We start from the raw sequence: 17,986 nt of genomic DNA on the forward strand, positions 1-17,986 counted from the left end.
AAGGGCAACAGCTGCTTGCTACCAAGCCTGCGCTGGGCAAAATACAACCGAATTACTATACTAACTATTTCATATACTGTTACTTTAATAATAATTCTATAATACTGAAAGTTACTGCTGAGCCTTTCGGTCTGGTAATTTCGCTGCTTAAACCCTCTTCTAGCCTTTCCATTTTCACAACCAAACCCTACTCCATGAACCGTTCTTTGTGCTGGCTTACGGCTCCGTGCTAAGTTTCGCTGCCCTGTCGTGCGCTAAGCAGGACTTGCAGCCTGCCACTCCCGTCATTACTGCATCGGCTACCGCCGACGTGAGCAGCGCAGGCTTCCCCGAAGGCTTTGAAAACGGTACCAAAACGGCCTATACCACGGGTTCCGTCACGCTCGGCTCCGGCTCCTGGACCCTCAACGATGCCCTACTCGGCAATACTACCGCCGACCCGAAAACTGGTAGCCAGTCGGTGCGGGTGCGCAATACGGGTAGCATTACCATGAACTTCAATGCCACTACTGGCGCGGGTATCGTAACGGTGCAGCACGCCCTGTATGGCACCGATGCCAGCTCGCAGTGGGAGCTGTGGGTAAGCCAGAACAGCGGCAGCACCTACGTCAAAGTGGGCAGCACCATCACCACAAGCAGTGCCAGCCTCAGCACCGCCTCATTTAGCGTGAACCTGAGCGGCAGTGTTCGTTTGCAGATTCGTAAAATCTCGGGTGGCACCAACCGGATCAACATCGACAACGTGACGATGGAGCAGTACGGCAGCACCGACGGCGGTGGTACTACGCCCCCGCCCACCACGGGCGGCAAGAAGTTTCTCTTTGATGGCTCGCACGGAGAGCTGGCCGGCAACGCCGACTGGGTACTGGACGTGAACAGCGGCATTGCCTCGCGCTACCCCTCGCCGGCCCAGAGCGGCATCACCAGCACTACCGCCGAAACGTATTGGACCGGCGCTATTTCGGCCTGGGGTGTGGCCCTAGCCAAGCAAGGCCACACGGTAGAGCAGCTACCCGCAGGTACGGCCATTAGCTACGGCAACACTGCCAACGCCCAGGACCTGAGCAACTACAGCGTATTTGTGATTGATGAGCCCAACGTGGTGTTCACGGCGGCTGAGAAAACGGCCATTCTCACCTTCGTGAAAAACGGCGGCGGCCTGTTCATGATTTCCGACCACGACGTATCGGACCGCAACAACGACGGCTGGGACTCGCCGGCTATCTGGAACGACCTGATGCGAAACAACTCCGTGCAAGCCAACCCCTTCGGCTTCTCGGTGAACCTGGACAACATTGTGGAGAACAGCTCCAACGTGCTGGCTAGCACTACCAACCCCATCTTACGCGGCTCCCAGGGCACTGTGTCCCAGCTGTCTTTCCACAACGGGGCTACCATGACGCTGAACCCTACCACCAACAGCACGGTGCAAGGCCTTATCTGGCGGAGCTCGGCCACGCAAGGCAACAACAGCGTGATGGCCGCCAGCTGCACCTTTGGCACGGGCCGGGTGGTTATCATCGGCGACTCTTCCCCCGCCGACGACGGCACCGGCTCGCCCGGCAACACCGTATACGACGGCTGGAATGAGAACCTGAGCCACGCCCGCCTGCACCTCAATGCCTCACTCTGGCTAGCTAAGCTCCAGTAATCTCGTCTGTGTCGTTCTACTCTGGGAAGCCCCGTTGTCTGCTGAGCAGATGGCGGGGCTTCTGCCTGTTTTGATGGTGCACGTACGGGCTACTCGTCAACTAACCACCGACACTAGTTAACAGAACACCACTGTGGGGCATTTTGGGTAGATTACAACAGCCCGTTACCGCCGTACCTTGGCAGTCCTAATCCGAATTCCCACTACGCCATGTCTTCTTCCCGCATTTTGCCCCTATTGGCTGGCGCCCTGTTGGCGGCCGCAGCACCTTCTCTTGCAGTTGCCGCTCCGGCCCCCAGCGCGTCCCTAGCGGTGGCCAAAGCCGCCAGCACCACGCGCATCGACCCTACGTTTTGGTGGGTAGGCATGAAAAACCCCAAGCTGCAACTGCTGGTGCACAGCCCCGGCATTGCCGACAGCAAGCTAACGATGGCGGCCTACCCCGGCGTAACGCTGGAAGGCACTCAGAAGCTAGAGAGCCCTAACTACCTGCTCGTAAACCTCACCATTGCCCCCGATGCCAAGCCAGGCAAGCTGAAACTGAACTTCACGGGTGGCAAAACCAAGCTGAAGTACGACTACGAGCTGCGCGCCCGCAACACCACCGACAAGAGCCGGGTGCAGGGCATCAACAGCTCCGACTTCATTTACTTCCTGATGCCGGACCGCTTTGCCAACGGTGACACGAAGAACGACGTGGTGAAAACCATGCGCGCCCGCACCGTAGCCCGCGACTCCATGTATTCCCGCCACGGCGGCGACTACAAAGGCATTGAGCAGCATTTCGACTACCTAAAGTCGATGGGCGTAACGGCCATTTGGCCCACGCCAGTGGTGGAAAACGACATGCCCAAGGCCAGCTACCACGGTTACGCCGTAACGGACTACTACAACTCAGACCCGCGCTACGGCACCACCGAGGAGTACGCCCAGTTTGTGCAGAAAGCTCACCAGAACGGCCTCAAGGTGATTCACGATGTGGTACTCAACCACATGGGTAGCTACAACTATCTGTTTCTCGACCAGCCTGCCAAGGACTGGATCAACCAGTGGCCCAACTTTACGCGCAGCAACTACAACTCCTCGGCCCTCAACGACCCCTACGGCTCCAAGCTCGACCGGGACTTGTACAACAAAGGCTGGTTTGACACGACCATGCCCGATGTAAACCAGAGCAACCCACTGGTAGCTACTTACATCATCCAGAACTTCATCTGGTGGGTTGAATACACTGGCCTCGACGGCTACCGCATCGACACCTACCCGTATTCCGACCCTAAGTTCCTGATGGATTGGGGCAAAGCGCTGCTGGATGAGTACCCCCAGTTGGGCATGTTCGGCGAGGCCTGGGTAGGGAGTACCGCGCAGCAAGCCTTCTTCGCCCGCAACATTTTGCCGCCCGTGGATGGCTTCAAGAGCAACCTGCCCGGCGTGCTCGATTTCCAGTCGAACTACGCTATTCAGGATGCCTTGAAAGAGCAGGCCAACGTAACCAAGCTCTACGAAGCCTTACAAGGCGACTGGCTGTACGAGGACGCCACCCGCAACGTGGTATTCATGGATAACCACGACATGAGCCGGGTATACTCGGTGATTGGGGAAAGCCTGCCCCGCCTGAAAATGGGCTTTGCTTGGCTACTGACCACCCGCGGCATTCCGCAGCTCTACTACGGCACGGAGATTCTGATGAAGAACTTCTCGAACCCCGATGGCCTGGTACGCGCCGACTTCCCCGGCGGCTTTGCCGGCGACAAGCAGAACAAGTTTACGGCGGCCGGCCGCACGCCCCAGGAAAATGAGGCCTTCACCTACATAAGCAAGCTGGGTACCTACCGCAAGGCTCATCCGGTGTTACAAACCGGTAAGCTCATGCAGTTCATCCCCCAGGATGGCGTGTACACCTACTTCCGCTACAATGACCAAGGCGAAACTGTAATGGTGATGATGAACTCCAGCAAGGATGAAAAGACGGTGGACGGGGCCCGCTTTGCCGAGCGCCTAACTGGCTTTAGCACGGGCACGGAGGTAGTATCGGGCGCGGCAATTTCCGACTTGAAGACGTTTAAAGTGCCGGGCTGGTCGGCTTTGGTAGTGGAGCTGAAGAAGTAACCGGCCTCACGGCAGCGGGAACCTGCGCCGTTCCTGCTACCTTATGCGTAGTAGTCTACCGGTTCAAATTTTCAGTGTAAGCCTCATTCTCATGAACGACTTAACCGACCAAGTAGCCATCGTCACGGGGGCCAGCCGCGGCATCGGCCGTGCCATTGCCTTGCTGCTCGCCCTACAAGGCGCCAAAGTAGTAGCCGTAGCCCGCAGCGCCGAGGAGTTGGAAGAGTTGAACGCCAAAACCCACGGCCTTGCCATTCCCGCCGACGTGTCGGCCGAGGAAGATGCCCAGCATATCATCAACGAAACCCTGAGCCAGTATGGGCGCCTGGATATTCTGGTGTGTAATGCTGGCGTGGGTTCGTTCAACCTGCTCGAAAACTTTGAGGCGGCCGAGTGGGACCGAATCTTTGACATCAATGTGAAAGGCACCTTCTTGCTCTGCAAGGCGGCCGTGCCCCACTTCAAGGCCCAGGGCCGCGGCCACATCGTCGGCATTGCCTCCGACGTAGCCAAGCGCACCTTTGAGCATGGCACCGTGTACGGAGCCAGTAAGTACGCGCAGGATGCAATGCTTGGCTCCTTGCGCAAAGAGCTGCGCCCCCATGGCGTGAAGGTGAGCACCATTTACCCTGGCCTGGTAGACACCTACTTCAACGACTCGAAGCCCGGTGCCGCCGACTCCGAAAAAACCCACCTGCGGCCCTCCGACATTGCCCAGGCAGTACGCTACATACTAGAGGCTCCGCCCCACGTGGTAGTGGACGAGCTAATGATTCATCCCATGACCCAGGAGTGGTAGTGCCCTGGTGGAACAAGAGGCTTGTTGGTCTGGCGGCGCAGTTTGCACGCCTGGGCTGGCAAGCCTCTTGTTCCACCAGGGCACAACTTCCCCGGCATTTCCACTGTATGAAACACTTCTTCTTTCCGGCAGCGCTGGTAGCGTGGGGGCTGGGTGGCTGCACGGCCTCACAGCCAACGGCTACTACTTCCTCAGCTACTTCGGCTGCCGTATCTACCACCGCACCGCCCGCGCCGGCGGCGCCAAGTGCTTCTGCCGTGTCTGCTACCGACTCGAACACCACTGACGAACAGCCCCAGGACCACAAGCTGGTAATCTACCAGATGATGACGCGCCTGTTTGGCAACAAAACGGCCGCGAACAAGCATTATGGCACCCTGCAAGAAAACGGGGTGGGCAAGTTCAACGACATCAACAACACTGCTTTGCAGGCCATCAAGAAGATGGGGGTAAGCCACGTGTGGTACACCGGCGTGCTGGAGCACGCTACCATGACGGACTACACCAAGTATGGCATTCTGCTAGACGATGCCGATGTGGTGAAAGGCCGCGCTGGCTCGCCCTACGCCGTGAAGGATTACTACGACGTGGACCCCGACCTGGCCGTGAACGTGAAAACGCGCATGCAGGAGTTTGAGGCCTTGGTGAAGCGCACCCACGACAACGACCTCAAGGTTCTCATCGACTTCATTCCCAACCACGTCGCCCGCACATACAAGTCGGATGCGCACCCGGCGGGCGTGGTAGACCTGGGCGCCCAGGACGACAAGACCAAGGCCTTTGTGCCTAACAATAACTTCTACTACCTGCCCGGACAGTCATTTGTGGTGCCAGCTGGCTACCAGCCGCTGGGGCCGCTAAAAGGGCCGCGGGAGGATGGCAAGTTTCAAGAAGTGCCCGCCAAGGCTACCGGCAACGACGTATTCTCGGCCACGCCCAGCGTGGATGACTGGTTTGAGACCATTAAGCTCAATTACGGCGTCGATTACCAGAACGGGCGGCAGCAGCACTTCTCGCCCATTCCCGACACGTGGCTGAAGATGCGCGACATCCTTATCTTCTGGACCAAAAAGGACGTGGACGGCTTCCGCTGCGACATGGCCGAGATGGTGCCCGTAGAGTTCTGGGCCTGGGTGATTCCGGAGCTGAAAAAGGTGAAGCCTAGCCTGGTCTTCATCGGCGAAGCTTACGACGCTAAAACCTACAAAATGTACATTGAGCGGGGCCACTTCGACTACCTCTACGACAAGGTAGGCCTCTATGATGAGTTGCGCCGCCTCATGCGGGGCGAAGGCAACACTGAAGAAATTACCCGGGTATGGCGGGAGGAAAGCCGGGGCTTCTCAGGCCACATGCTGCGCTTTCTGGAAAACCATGATGAGCAACGCATTGTGAGTAAGGAGTTTGCGGGCAACCCCCGCGCTGCTATTCCAGCCATGACGGTATCGGCCACCTTGGGCACGGGCCCAGTGATGCTGTACTTTGGGCAGCACGTAGGCGAGCCCGCCCTGGGCTCGGAGGGCTTCTCGGGTGCCGATGGTCGCACCACCATTTTCGACTACTGGGGCGTGCCGGAGCACCAGAAATGGATGAACGGCGGCAAGTTTGATGGAGGCCGCCTCAGCGACGATCAGAAACGCCTTCACGACTTCTATACTCGCCTGCTTACTCTATCGGCCAGCAGCAACGCCATCAGGCAGGGCCAGTTCTATGAGCTGCAAGACGCCAACAACCTGGGCCAGGAGTACAATCAGCGGGAGGTGTATACCTACGTGCGCTACACGGACAAGCAGCGCCTACTGATAGTGGCCAACTTTAGTCTCAACCAAACCTACCGCCCTACCTTGGTTATTCCGCGTGAGGTGCAGCAGCGTATGGGCCTCAACCCCGAGCACGCCCATACCTACACCGATCTGCTAAACCAAGCGCCGGCGGTAGAGTCTCTCCGCCTGACGTTGGCGCCGCAAAGTGCCTACATTTTCGAAATCAACGAAAAGAAGTGAGGTGAGCCAAAACGGCACGGTTCTGCTAGGTAGGGCCGAAGCAGCGGGCTGGCCTTACCCAGGTACCCTGGGCTGGCTAGTAGGCAAGCTGCTTTGGCCCACTTGCAGAACCTTCTGTTTTATTTCAGTATCTCGTCTCCTTCTTACCTCTCACCTCTCTAATTCCCACCACACCCCATGGCAATCAGTGCAGCGGCGGCTCCCACTAGCGCCCGCGAAAAACCCCGCCTGAGTTTCTGGCAGATCTGGAACATGAGCTTTGGCTTCCTGGGCATCCAGTGCGGCTTTGCGCTCCAGAACGCCAACATGAGCCGCATCTTTGAAACGATGGGCGCCAACCCCGATGACTTGGCTTTCTTGTGGCTAGCGGCACCCATTACGGGTCTGCTGGTGCAGCCCGTTATCGGCTACATGTCGGACCGCACATGGAGCCCCCAGTGGGGCCGTCGTCGGCCGTATTTTATGGTGGGTGCCATTCTAGCGTCGCTGTCGCTGCTGGTAATGCCCAACGTGTCGGCCCTGTGGATGGCGGCGGGCATGCTGTGGGTAATGGACTCCAGCATCAACATCAGCATGGAGCCTTTCCGGGCGCTGGTGGGCGACTTGCTACCTTCCAAGCAGCGCACGGCCGGCTTTGCCTTCCAGACCTTTCTTATTGGCCTGGGCTCTATTGTGGGCTCCTCGCTGCCCTGGGTACTGACGCACTGGTTTAATATTTCCAACCAGCCGGAACCCGGCCATATTGCTCCTTCCCTGAAGTATGCCTTCTACGCGGGCGGTCTGCTGTTCCTGCTGTCGGTGCTCTGGACGGTGTTCAATACCAAAGAATACCCACCAGACAACCTCGCCGAATTTGAGGAGGAAAAGCGCCGCACCGCTGGTTTGGCTAACGGCTTCCGTGAGTCTTTTATGGGTATTTTCCACATGCCCCGCACCATGAAGCAGTTGGCGCTGGTGCAGTTCTTCACGTGGTTTGGCCTCTACGCCATGTGGATTTATACCACCCCGGCTGTTACCAGCCACATTTACCACACCACCGATACTACCTCCAAACTCTACAACGAGGGTGCCGACTGGGTAGGCGTGTGCTTCTCGGTGTACGGGGGCGTATCGGCCATTTTTGCGCTGCTGTTGCCTTTGGTAGCTAATGCTACCAGCCGCCGCTTCACGCACTTAGTATGCTTAGTAGCAGGCGGCCTCGGCTTGGTTTCGATTTTCTTCATCCAGAATCCTAACCTACTCATTCTGTCCATGATTGGCGTAGGTATTGGCTGGGCCAGCATCTTGTCAATGCCTTATGCCATGCTGGCGGGTGCTTTGCCGGCCAACCGCATGGGGTACTACATGGGTGTGTTTAACTTCTTCATTGTAATTCCGCAGAGCATTGCGGGAGTAGTGCTAGGTCCTATCACCAAGCACTTGTTTCACGACCAAACTATCTATACCATCGTTCTGGGCGGCGCATCACTGGTTATTGCCGGTCTGCTTTCCTTACGCGTCGAAGACGCCGATGATGAGCGCAAGTTGGAGGCTGAACCCGTTACGCTACCCGCCGCTGCCTACGACGCTCCGGTAGAAACCGATCCTCGGCTGTAACCGGCAGCCTTCGTACTAGGCTAAGCGCTTCTTTCTCTTGCAGAAGGAGGCGCTTCTTTTTTGGGTGGCCTCCGCATTTATACGGACCGCGGCTATGTAAAATCAGCATTTACCAGGCAACGCGGAGCTATCAGTTGGCCGTATGCTTAGAAGTAAAGGCCTCAATTAAGTAGTACCTCTATAGCGAAGGCGTGTATGGTGTTTCCGGCGGTTTTCTTTGGCCTGTTTTTCAGTGTGTTTATAGTGGTGCTTGTGCTAGCACTGTGGCCTCGCCGGAAGCTAGTAGATGTGGGAGCCCGGCCCCGCGTAAGCATCTTAATTGCAGCTCGCAACGAGGAAGCTACCATTGAGCGTTGCCTTACGGCCTTATCGCGCCTCAATTACCCGCCGGAGCAACTGGAAATACTGATTGGGGATGATGCCTCTACCGACAATACGGCCGCTATTGTAGCGGCTTTCATTGCCAACAAACCTCAGTTTCGGCTGCTGTCTATCCGGCAGCGCTAGGCACGGCTCGCGGCAAAAGCAACGCTCTGGCCCACTTGTGCCGGGCTGCTACCACCGACCACCTGCTGTTTACAGATGCCGATATGGCAATGCACCCCGACTGGGTGCAAACCATGCTAGCAGCAGCCCCAGCCGGAGTAGGTATCGTGACGGGTATTACAACGGCGGGCGGCCCGCTATTTGGCCGCATGCAGGGGCTCGACTGGCTGTTCGGCTTGAACATCATCCGCGTACTCTCCGACCGGGGCCTACCCATTACTGCGGTGGGCAACAATATGCTAGTAACCCGCGCCGCTTACGAGTCTATTGGTGGCTACGAGGCCCTAGCTTTTAGCATCACGGAGGATTTGCAGCTGTTTGACAAGGTAGTAGCCCAGGCTGGGGATTCCGCAATATCATCCACCCAAAAGCGTTAGGCATCTCGGTACCGCAACCTACTGTGCGCCACTTGCTACAGCAGCGCAAACGCTGGATGAAGGGTGCCACTCGCTTACCTTGGCAGCTTGGTGTATTGTTCAGTTCCTACGGGTTCTTTTACACGGTGCTGGGCTGGCCCGGCCTGCTACCCCTACCTCTTATTGGGGCGCTGTACGCGGCCAAGGTAGGGTGCCAAACGTTGTTCTTGGCTATTACGCTCCGCCAAGCCGGGCATCGGGAAAACCTGGGCGTGCTCCTGCTCTACGACGTGTATTTACTGTTCATGTCCTTGGCGGTGCTGGCCTACACGTGGTGGCCTTCGCCCATTCAGTGGAAAGAACGGCGTTACCGGTGGGCTGAGGGGTAGCAGAGGCCGTTTAGCCTTGCTGTAGCCACTGCTGGGCGGGTAACTCCTCCGTGAAAACCCTGATTTCCACTGCTGGCGCCAGCGGATTGTTTTGGTCGAGTTCGAGAAGACGTGGACGCAGAATGTCGGCGTGGTAGGGAGCCGTGAAGTAGGCTATGCGACGAGTTGCCGTAGGCAGGGCTTCGATAAACAACGTCCGAAACTCGTGCAGCACCCACCGAAGATCCTTCACTTCAGCCAGGCCCCGGCTGCGCAAGTCAATCATCCACCGGCTTACTTGCTCTTGCCGAGCTAGTTGCAGTGCTTGGCGGTAGCCCTCATGATGCTCGTTTGTGGTGGCCGGCCGCGTCCAGCGCAGAAATAACGTCTGCAAATCGGAGCGGTACGAGAGGCGGATGAAATCGGGCAACGGCTGCATGAGGGGCAAAGTAATTAGCAAATATACGGCGCTTCGCCCCCTAGTTGACGATCAGACTAGGATAAGTTATTGTCTCTATTTAGCCTGCTAGTAGAGGTAGCAGCGCAAATAGCGCACGGCTTGCCCCTGAATAGTAAGCTCCAACTGAACACGTTGTCTCCCAAATAGGAATAGCTGTTTCGCTGCCAAAAACAGCCGAGTGTGCTGCCCCGTACCGACTGCAACCTTCCATGAATGGCATTTGTCTTTCGGCACGTAACTTACGGCACACATCTCACTTCTATTCCCGTTATAATGACCCGCAACCATCTGTTGCTTCTCGGCCTAGGCGCTTCCCTAACGCTACAGCCGGCTTTTGCTCAGCAGAAGAAAACGAGCACCACGCCGAAGCCTACTACCGTAGCCAAAGCTCCTAGTGCTACTTCTGGCGGCGCCCGCCTCGTAGAGAAAGTAACCCGCAAGGGCAATGAACTGGTGATTCCGTACGAGAAATACGTGCTGCCCAACGGCCTCACCCTCATTGTCACGGAAGACCACTCCGACCCCTTGGTGCACGTGGACGTGACCTATCACGTGGGCTCAGCGCGGGAGCAGATTGGTAAGTCGGGCTTCGCGCACTTCTTTGAGCACATGATGTTTCAGGGCTCCGACCACGTGGGCGACGAGCAGCACTTCAAGCTGGTGTCGGCGGCTGGTGGTACGCTAAATGGCTCGACGAACCGCGACCGGACCAACTACTACGAAACCATTCCGAATAACCAGTTGGAAACAGCCTTGTGGCTGGAAGCCGACCGCATGGGCTTTTTGCTGGATGCCGTAACGCAGCAGAAGTTTGAGGTGCAGCGCTCCACCGTGAAAAACGAACGGGGCCAAAACTACGACAACCGTCCTTATGGGCTGGCTTCGGAGAATGTAGCCCGCACGCTCTATCCCTACGGCCACCCATACTCCTGGCTGACCATTGGCTACCTCGAAGACCTAGACCGTTCCAACGTGAACGACCTCAAGAACTTCTTCCTGCGCTGGTACGGCCCCAACAACGCCACCCTTACGGTGGGCGGCGATGTGAAACCCCAACAGGTGGTACAACTGGTAGAGAAGTACTTCGGCTCCATTAGCAAGGGCCCGGCCGTGGCAGCGCAGAAACTACCCGCACCCAAGCTGGCCCAAGACCGCTACGTAAGCTACACCGACAACGTGCGCTTTCCCATGTTGCAGATGGTGTTCCCAACGGTGCCTAGCGGCCACCCCGACGAGTTTGCCCTCGACGCATTGGCGGAAATCATTGGGCAGGGCAAAAACTCTTTGCTTTATAAGAACCTGACGAAAACCCAGCAGGCGGTACAGGCGTCAGCCTACAACAGCACCTCTGAGTTAGCGGGCGAGTTTACCATGGTGACGCTGCCTTTCCCCGGCAAAGGCCTCGACAGCCTGGAGATTAAGCTGCGCCGTACGCTGAGCGAGTTTGAGCGCACCGGCGCTACCGCCGAGCAAGTGGCCCGCTTCAAGGCTAGCACCGAGTCTCAGATGGTAAATGGGCTTTCCAGCGTGAGCGGCAAAGTAAGCCAGCTGGCCGCCAACCAAACGTACTTTGGCAACCCCAACCGGCTGCCTGAAGAACTTAAGCGCCTGCGCGCAGTGACCCCCGCCGAGGTAAACCGCGTGTACAACCAGTACATCAAGGGCAAGCACGCCGTGATTCTGAGCGTTCTGCCCAAAACCGGTGGTGCAGCTCCCGCCAAGGCCGACAACTACACCGTATCGAAGGAAGGCTATAAGGCTCCCGACTACGGCTATGAAGGCCTGAAGTATGTAAAGGCAACCGATACCTTCGACCGGGCTCAGCAGCCCAAGGCGACTACTAACCCCGTGGTGCAGGTGCCCGAGTTGTGGCAAACCTCCTTCCCGAACGGACTGCGGGTAATGGGAAGCCGCAACACCGAGATTCCATCGGTAACCATGCTGCTGACCATCCGGGGCGGCCACCGCTTAGAGCAGAACATGCCTAACAAAGCCGGCATTGCCTCCCTCACGGCCGCCATGCTGAACGAAGGCACCACCAAATACACGGGTGAGCAGTTTAGCTCGGAGCTCGATAAGCTGGGCAGCTCTATCCGAGTAAGCAGCGGCGACGACAACACCACCGTGTACGTGCAGAGCCTCTCTAAGAACCTGCCCGCTACCATGAAGCTGCTGGAAGAGCGCCTGCTCCATCCCCGCTTCGACGAGGCTGACTTTGCCCGCATCAAAAAGCAGACTTTGGAAGGCATTGCCAACCAAACCACGCAGCCAGTAGTCATTGCCGATAAGACCTATTCGCGCCTGATTTACGGGGTCAACAACATCATGAACGTGCCTACCAGCGGCACCACGGCCACCGTAACCGGCCTGACACTGGACGACGTAAAGCAATTCTACGAGCAAAACTACGGCCCTAACATCAGCTACCTGGTAGCCGTGGGCGATGCCGACCAGAACACCCTCACCAACCAACTGGGATTCCTCAAGACCTGGACCCAGAAGAGCGTGACCATGCCGGCCGGTGAAGTAGCGCCCAACCCCGACAAAACGCGCATCTACTTTGTGAACAAAGATGGTGCGGCGCAGTCGGAAATCCGGGTGGGCTACCTCTCGCCCCTCACTTACGATGCCACCGGCAACTACTACCGTGCTTACCTAGCCAACTACCTGCTGGGCGGCGCCTTCAACTCCCGCATCAACCTGAACCTGCGTGAGGACAAAGGCTACACCTACGGCGCCCGCTCGGGCTTCCAGAGCAGCCGCTACGTAGGGCCCTACACGGCCCAGGCCGGCGTACGCGCCGATGCTACGGCCGCTTCGGTAAAGGAGTTCATGAAGGAAATCCAGAACTACCGCAACGGTATTACGGACGAGGAACTACAGTTTCTGCAAGCTTCAGTGGGCCAGAGCGACGCCCTGCGCTACGAGACTGGTCAGCAGAAAGCCTTCTTCCTGTCGCGCTTGCTGGAGTATGACCTCTCCAAAGACTACGTGAAGGAGCAAAGCGAAATTCTCAAAAACCTGAAGAAGGAAGATGTGCAGGCCAGCGCCCAGAAATACCTGCCTACCGACAATATGTACATTGTGGTAGTCGGCGACCGTGCTAAAGCTTTTCCCGGCCTCGCGGAGCTAGGCTACGAAGTAGTGGAACTCGATACGGAAGGCAACCGAGTAGCGGCGGCCGCCGCTCCTGCAGCCGCATCGGTAGCTGTAACGCCCGCCGCCGAGGCGGAGAAGATGAAGCTGAAAACCAAGGACGCTAACGGCAAAAAGGAAAAGCGCAAAGCCAAAGCCGACAAGCAGAAAGACAAAGCGAAGGACAAAGCTGAGTAAGCCTTCGGTGTGCGTAAATAGAACAGCCCAGCTCCGGTGGAGCCGGGCTGTTCGTTTATACTTGGTTGGGAGTGCTGGGGGCGGGCAGTGCTTTCTTGCTGGCAGCCACTGGCTAGCGGAACAATTTACCCCCCGGCCTGCGTCGTTCGGGTAAGAACGTGAACCCGTGCAGCCGCCGGGCCTAAATGCGTATCTTTCCCAGGTCCGAATATGGCCGCAGATTTATGGTAGTGGATAAAGACCCTGCAACAACCCGGGCGTTAGACGACGTGCTGGCCCGGCTTGATGCCTTTAAGCGTAAGTTTTATCTGAGTTTGCTAGTGCGCGGTGCCCTCGTGGCCGCCGGGCTACTGCTCACCCTGTTTCTGGTATTCAACCTGCTCGAATACTTTCTCTACCTGCCTACGTGGGTGCGGGGAGGATTGCTGTTCGGGTTCTTGGGCCTGACGGCCTACGCCTTTGCCCGCTGGATCTGGCAGCCCCTGGCTGCCCTCACCAACCTGCGCCGCATGCTTTCCGACGAGCAAGCTGCGCGGAGGGTAGGGGAGCTGTTTCCGCAGGTGCAAGACCGCCTGCTCAATGCCCTGCAGCTCCGGGGGCAAGCCCAGGAAAATGCCCTGTTGGCTGCCAGCCTGGAGCAGCGCGCTGCCCAGCTACAAGGCATGGAATTCAGCCAGGGCATCGACATCAAAACCCAAACCCGGCCGCTGTGGAAGTACGTGGCTATTCCGGCCGCCGTAGTAGTAGCCGTGCTGCTTATTTACCCGGCGCTGTTTGTGCAGGGCACTAACCGCATTCTGCACTACAACCAGAAGTACAGCCCACCCGCGCCGTTTCGGTTTGTGGTGGAAAACAAGAGCCTCAAGGCCTTTAAAGGCGAAGACTTCACGCTGAATGTGGCCGTAGAAGGCGAGGCTTTACCCAACGAAATCAGCATTGTATACGGTGGGCGCGAGCGGCGCCTGACGCGGGAGCAGGGCAACCGGTTTCGCCATCAGTTCCGGCAGGTGCAGCAAGATGTAGCCTTCCAGCTCACAGCCGCCGACGTCACCTCTGCCGAGTATGACCTGAAGGTGCGCGAGCGACCCAACCTGCGCGACTTTGCCGTGCGCGTGACCTACCCCGCCTACATCGGAAAGCCTACCGAAACCCTGCGCAACGCCGGCAACCTGACGGTACCCGAAGGCAGCACCGTGCAATGGGAGTTCAGCACCCAGGCTACCGACCAGTTGCAACTACAATTCCGCAACCCTACCGAAACCCTGACGGCCGAGCCCAACGACGACCTGTTTCGGGTGACGCGTCGCGCTACCCGTAGCCAAGACTACACGGTGCGCCTGCAAAATCAGTTTAGCCCCAACCGCGACCCTATTCAGTACCAGCTAACCGTGGTGCCCGACCAGGGCCCTGAGGTGACACTGGAAAGCTTTCAAGATACGACCTCCCTGCGCTACCTTGCTCTAGGGGGCAACGTGCGCGACGACTACGGGCTCTCCCGCCTGCAACTGCACTACCGCGTACTCAGCAAGGCCCACCCCAATGCGGCTTATCAAACGCGCGCCTTACCCTTGGGTAGCGGCTCAAGCCAGGGCTATGCCTACCAGTGGGATGTGCGCCCGCTCAACTTAAAGCCCGGCGACCGGCTGGAGTACTTTGTGCAGGTATGGGACAACGACGGCGTGCACGGCCCCAAGTCGGCGCGGAGCCGGGCTGCGGAGTTCCGGCTGCTTCCCGCACCGAAATGCGCCAGCAGCTAGCTTCCCAAAGCCAAGCTATGCAAAGCCAGATGAGCAAGTCGGAGCAGGAGTCGAAGAAGATGGAGCGGGAGCTGGCCAAAGCAGAGGATAAGCTGAAGGTGAAGCGCGACCTGAACTTCCAGGACCGCAAGCAGCTCAAGGATATGCTGGACCAGAAGCAGCAGATGGACCAGGCTCTCAACGACCTCAAAAAGCAATTTGAGCAGCTCCAAGAGCAGCAGAACCAGCTCAACCCCGAGAAAAATGAGGAGCTAGCCCAGAAAGCCAAGGAGCTGCAAAAGCTGATGGAAAGCCTCTTGGACCCCGAAACCAAGAAGCTGTACGAGGAGCTACAGAAGCTACTGGAACAGCAGCAGGACCAAAACCAGCCCGAAATGCAGAAGCTGCTTCAGCAGCTCGAAAACAAGGAAAACACCTTGCAAAAGGAATTGGAGCGGGCCCTCGAAATGTTTAAGCAGTTACAGTTTGAGCAGAAGCAGGATCAGGCCCTGGAAAAGCTGGAGCAGCTAGCCCAGGAGCAGCAAAAGCTGGCCGAGGAAACGCAGAAGAACGATAAGAACTCGCCGGAAGCGCCTCAGGACAAAAACCAACAGCAGCAAAAGCAGCAAGACCTCAAAGAAAAGCAAGCCGAGCAGCAGCAGCAGTTCAATGAACTGAAGCAGGATCTGAAAGACATGAAGGAGTTGGATAAGCAACTCGACGACCAAAACGGGGCCGATGAGATGAAGGACGACCAGCAGCAGGTAGACGACCAGCAGCAGGACAGCCAGGAACAGCTTTCCAAAAACCAGAACCAGAAAGCTAGCCAGAGCCAGAAGCAGGCCGCGCAGAAAATGCAGCAGATGGCCCAGAAGATGAAGCAGCAGATGAACGAGGAAGAATCGGACCAGCAGCAGGAAAACATTGACGACCTGCGCGACATCCTGGAAAACCTTATCAAGCTCTCCTTCGACCAGGAAAACCTGATGAAGCAATTCCGCACCGTGGACCAGAGCGACCCGCGCTTTGTGCAGCTCGGCCAAACCCAGCGCAAGCTCAAGGACGACGCCCGGGTAGTGCAGGATTCTCTCTACGCCCTGGCCAAAAAAGTCTTCCAGATTCAGTCATTTGTGACCCGTGAGGTAGGCGAGATGAACGGCCGCATGGACGAAAGCCTCGACCAAATTCGGCAGCGCAACGTGGGGCGGGCTACTAGCTCGCAGCAGCTAGCCATGACCAGCATGAACAATTTGGCCCTAATGCTCAATGATGCCCTCCAGCAGATGCAAGAGCAGCAGCGCCAAAGCCAGAGCCAGCAGCAACAGGGCGGGGGCAAGTCGGGCCGTAAAAAGAAGAAGGGCAGCGCAGCCGGCGAAGGCCAGCTGGGCCGTATGCAGCAGCAGCTCAACCAGCAGATTCAGCAGTTGCAGCAAAGTGGCAAGCAGGGCCGCGCCATGAGTGAGGAGCTAGCCAAGCTGGCCGGCCAGCAACAGATGCTGCGCCAAGCCATGCAGGAACTAGAGCGTATGCAGCAAAAACAGGGCGCAGGCAAGCCTGGCAGCAATAAAGACGGCAAAGGACAGGATGGAGCCGGCGGCCTCGGCGACGTAAAAAAAATGATGGAACAAACCGAAACCGACCTCGTAAACAAGCGGCTGACGGAGCAGACCATTATGCGCCAGCGTCAAATTCTGACCCGATTACTGGAAGCCGAGAAATCGGCTCGGGAGCGGGACCAGGATGACAAACGCGAGGCACAAACGGCCCAGAACCGTCCGCCGGTTTTCCCACCTGCGTTCAACCAATACAAGCGTCAGCAAAACCGTCAAACCGAGCTCTTGCGTACTGTACCACCCGCCCTCACGCCGTACTACCAGCGGGAGGTAAGTGAATATTTTCAGAAAATGAAGTAGCGTTCAGCTACTTTTACCGCCCCTACGCCGCCTTCCCCCTTACTTTTCTATGAAGCAGGTTAAAATTCAGATTCCGTCGCTGGTCGAGAACATCCGCGTAGTGGAAAGTTTCATCGACAACTCGAAGGATACCTTTCACATTGAGGATGACATCTACGGCAATATCATGGTCGCCGTCACGGAAGCCGTGAATAACGCTATCCGCCACGGCAACAAGTTCGACAAAGACAAGAATGTCTTTCTCTCATTGCAAGTGGACAAGGACCGGGTGAAGTTTGAGGTAGAGGACGAGGGCGAAGGGTTCGATTATACGAATCTGATTGACCCTACCGCGCCTGAGAACCTCGAAAATCCCGGTGGCCGTGGTATTTTCTTGATTCGTCACTTGGCCGACGAAGTAGAGTTCCAGAAAGAAGGCCGCAATGTGCAGCTGACTTTCCTTTTAAATTCTCCCCAGGAAGCGTCGTCCATCAACGGTACCGAAAACGAACCGGCTGCCGCAAACCTATAATCCGGCATGAACCAGCTGCCCCCCGACCACGACGAGGAGTTCGACGATGATACCGTGCACGAGCACGAAAATCACGGTATCGAGTTTTTGGTTGAAGATGTGGAATTCGAACTGAGCGACGCGGAAGCGCTGACCAGTTGGGTTGAACGTGTAGCTGAGGTACACGAGTACGAGATTGTACAGCTCACCTACATCTTCTGCTCCGATGAATACCTGCATAAGGTAAACATGGAGTACCTCGACCACGATACGTACACCGACGTCATCACCTTCGACAACGCCGACACCTCGGACATCATCGAGGGCGACATTTTCATTTCCGTGGAGCGCGTGCGCGAAAACGCCGTGCAGCTCGGGGTGCCGTTCGTAGATGAGTTGCACCGGGTAATGATTCACGGTGTGCTCCACCTGCTTGGCTACGCTGATAAGGATTTGCTAAGCCAAACGGCCATGCGCAAGAAAGAGGACTACTGCCTGTCGTTGCGCACGTTCTAAGCGAGCTATCCTTGTTCCTTTTGCCTATACGAAAACGCCCGCTAGTGCAGTGGGCGTTTTTTGTGTTACTACCCAGTACCTTGCGCCTACACGCACCCCACGGCAAGCCG

13 protein-coding genes and 1 pseudogene are annotated in these 17,986 nt (G+C 57.3%); 13 read left to right on the forward strand and 1 reads right to left on the reverse strand.

Features of this window, described 5'->3' with window-relative positions; translation table 11 throughout:
* Nucleotides 1-208: 208 nt before the first annotated feature.
* From VI25_RS13700 to VI25_RS24130, 8 genes and pseudogenes are all read left to right on the forward strand, one after another.
* Nucleotides 209-1,651: a hypothetical protein gene (locus tag VI25_RS13700; protein ID WP_045689947.1), complete on the forward strand. Its 1,443-nt coding sequence runs from the start codon at nt 209-211 to the stop codon at nt 1,649-1,651.
* Nucleotides 1,652-1,861: 210 nt separating this feature from the next.
* A complete protein-coding gene (locus tag VI25_RS13705) occupies nt 1,862-3,760 on the forward strand; it encodes a glycoside hydrolase family 13 protein (RefSeq protein WP_052695480.1) in 1,899 nt (632 codons plus the stop codon).
* A 91-nt stretch (nt 3,761-3,851) separates the two neighbouring features.
* Nucleotides 3,852-4,559: an SDR family oxidoreductase gene (locus VI25_RS13710; protein WP_045689950.1), complete on the forward strand. Its 708-nt coding sequence runs from the start codon at nt 3,852-3,854 to the stop codon at nt 4,557-4,559.
* A 107-nt stretch (nt 4,560-4,666) separates the two neighbouring features.
* Nucleotides 4,667-6,562, forward strand: a complete 1,896-nt coding sequence (locus VI25_RS13715) for an alpha-amylase family glycosyl hydrolase (protein ID WP_082455540.1) — start codon at nt 4,667-4,669, stop codon at nt 6,560-6,562.
* Between the two features lie 177 nt (nt 6,563-6,739).
* Nucleotides 6,740-8,158: an MFS transporter gene (locus VI25_RS13720; protein WP_072144825.1), complete on the forward strand. Its 1,419-nt coding sequence runs from the start codon at nt 6,740-6,742 to the stop codon at nt 8,156-8,158.
* Nucleotides 8,159-8,410: 252 nt separating this feature from the next.
* The gene (locus VI25_RS27820; protein ID WP_262489953.1) at nt 8,411-8,665 is read left to right on the forward strand and encodes a glycosyltransferase; all 255 of its coding nucleotides are present in this window, start codon (nt 8,411-8,413) and stop codon (nt 8,663-8,665) included.
* 11 nt (nt 8,666-8,676) lie between these two features.
* Nucleotides 8,677-9,081 (forward strand): annotated as a pseudogene (locus VI25_RS27825) (glycosyltransferase); the annotation flags it as partial.
* A gap of 23 nt (nt 9,082-9,104) precedes the next feature.
* The gene (locus tag VI25_RS24130) at nt 9,105-9,449 is read left to right on the forward strand and encodes a hypothetical protein (RefSeq protein ID WP_055562576.1); all 345 of its coding nucleotides are present in this window, start codon (nt 9,105-9,107) and stop codon (nt 9,447-9,449) included.
* 10 nt (nt 9,450-9,459) lie between these two features.
* On the opposite strand, the gene VI25_RS13740 is transcribed toward VI25_RS24130, so the two are convergent.
* Nucleotides 9,460-9,867 (reverse strand): hypothetical protein, encoded by a 408-nt coding sequence (locus VI25_RS13740; protein ID WP_045688150.1) that lies wholly within the window; start codon nt 9,865-9,867, stop codon nt 9,460-9,462.
* 294 nt (nt 9,868-10,161) lie between these two features.
* Between VI25_RS13740 and VI25_RS13745 the strand changes: the two genes are divergently transcribed.
* The 5 genes from VI25_RS13745 (at nt 10,162) to ybeY (ending at nt 17,876) form a co-directional block, all read left to right on the forward strand.
* Nucleotides 10,162-13,221 (forward strand): M16 family metallopeptidase, encoded by a 3,060-nt coding sequence (locus VI25_RS13745; protein WP_045688914.1) that lies wholly within the window; start codon nt 10,162-10,164, stop codon nt 13,219-13,221.
* Nucleotides 13,222-13,445: 224 nt separating this feature from the next.
* Entirely contained in the window at nt 13,446-14,978 is a 1,533-nt protein-coding gene (locus VI25_RS26965) for a DUF4175 family protein (RefSeq protein WP_236705056.1), read from the forward strand.
* Complete coding sequence (locus VI25_RS26970; protein WP_236705057.1) at nt 14,885-16,870, forward strand: hypothetical protein; 1,986 nt, start codon at nt 14,885-14,887, stop codon at nt 16,868-16,870. The genes VI25_RS26965 and VI25_RS26970 overlap by 94 nt, the downstream gene beginning before the upstream one ends.
* A 49-nt stretch (nt 16,871-16,919) precedes the next feature.
* Nucleotides 16,920-17,381 (forward strand): ATP-binding protein, encoded by a 462-nt coding sequence (locus tag VI25_RS13755; protein WP_045688915.1) that lies wholly within the window; start codon nt 16,920-16,922, stop codon nt 17,379-17,381.
* A 6-nt stretch (nt 17,382-17,387) separates the two neighbouring features.
* Entirely contained in the window at nt 17,388-17,876 is a 489-nt protein-coding gene (gene ybeY, locus VI25_RS13760; RefSeq protein WP_082455542.1) for an rRNA maturation RNase YbeY, read from the forward strand.
* The last annotated feature ends 110 nt before the right edge of the window (nt 17,877-17,986 follow it).

This window comes from Hymenobacter sp. AT01-02, from assembly GCF_000961955.2.
Lineage (GTDB): Bacteria > Bacteroidota > Bacteroidia > Cytophagales > Hymenobacteraceae > Hymenobacter > Hymenobacter mucosus.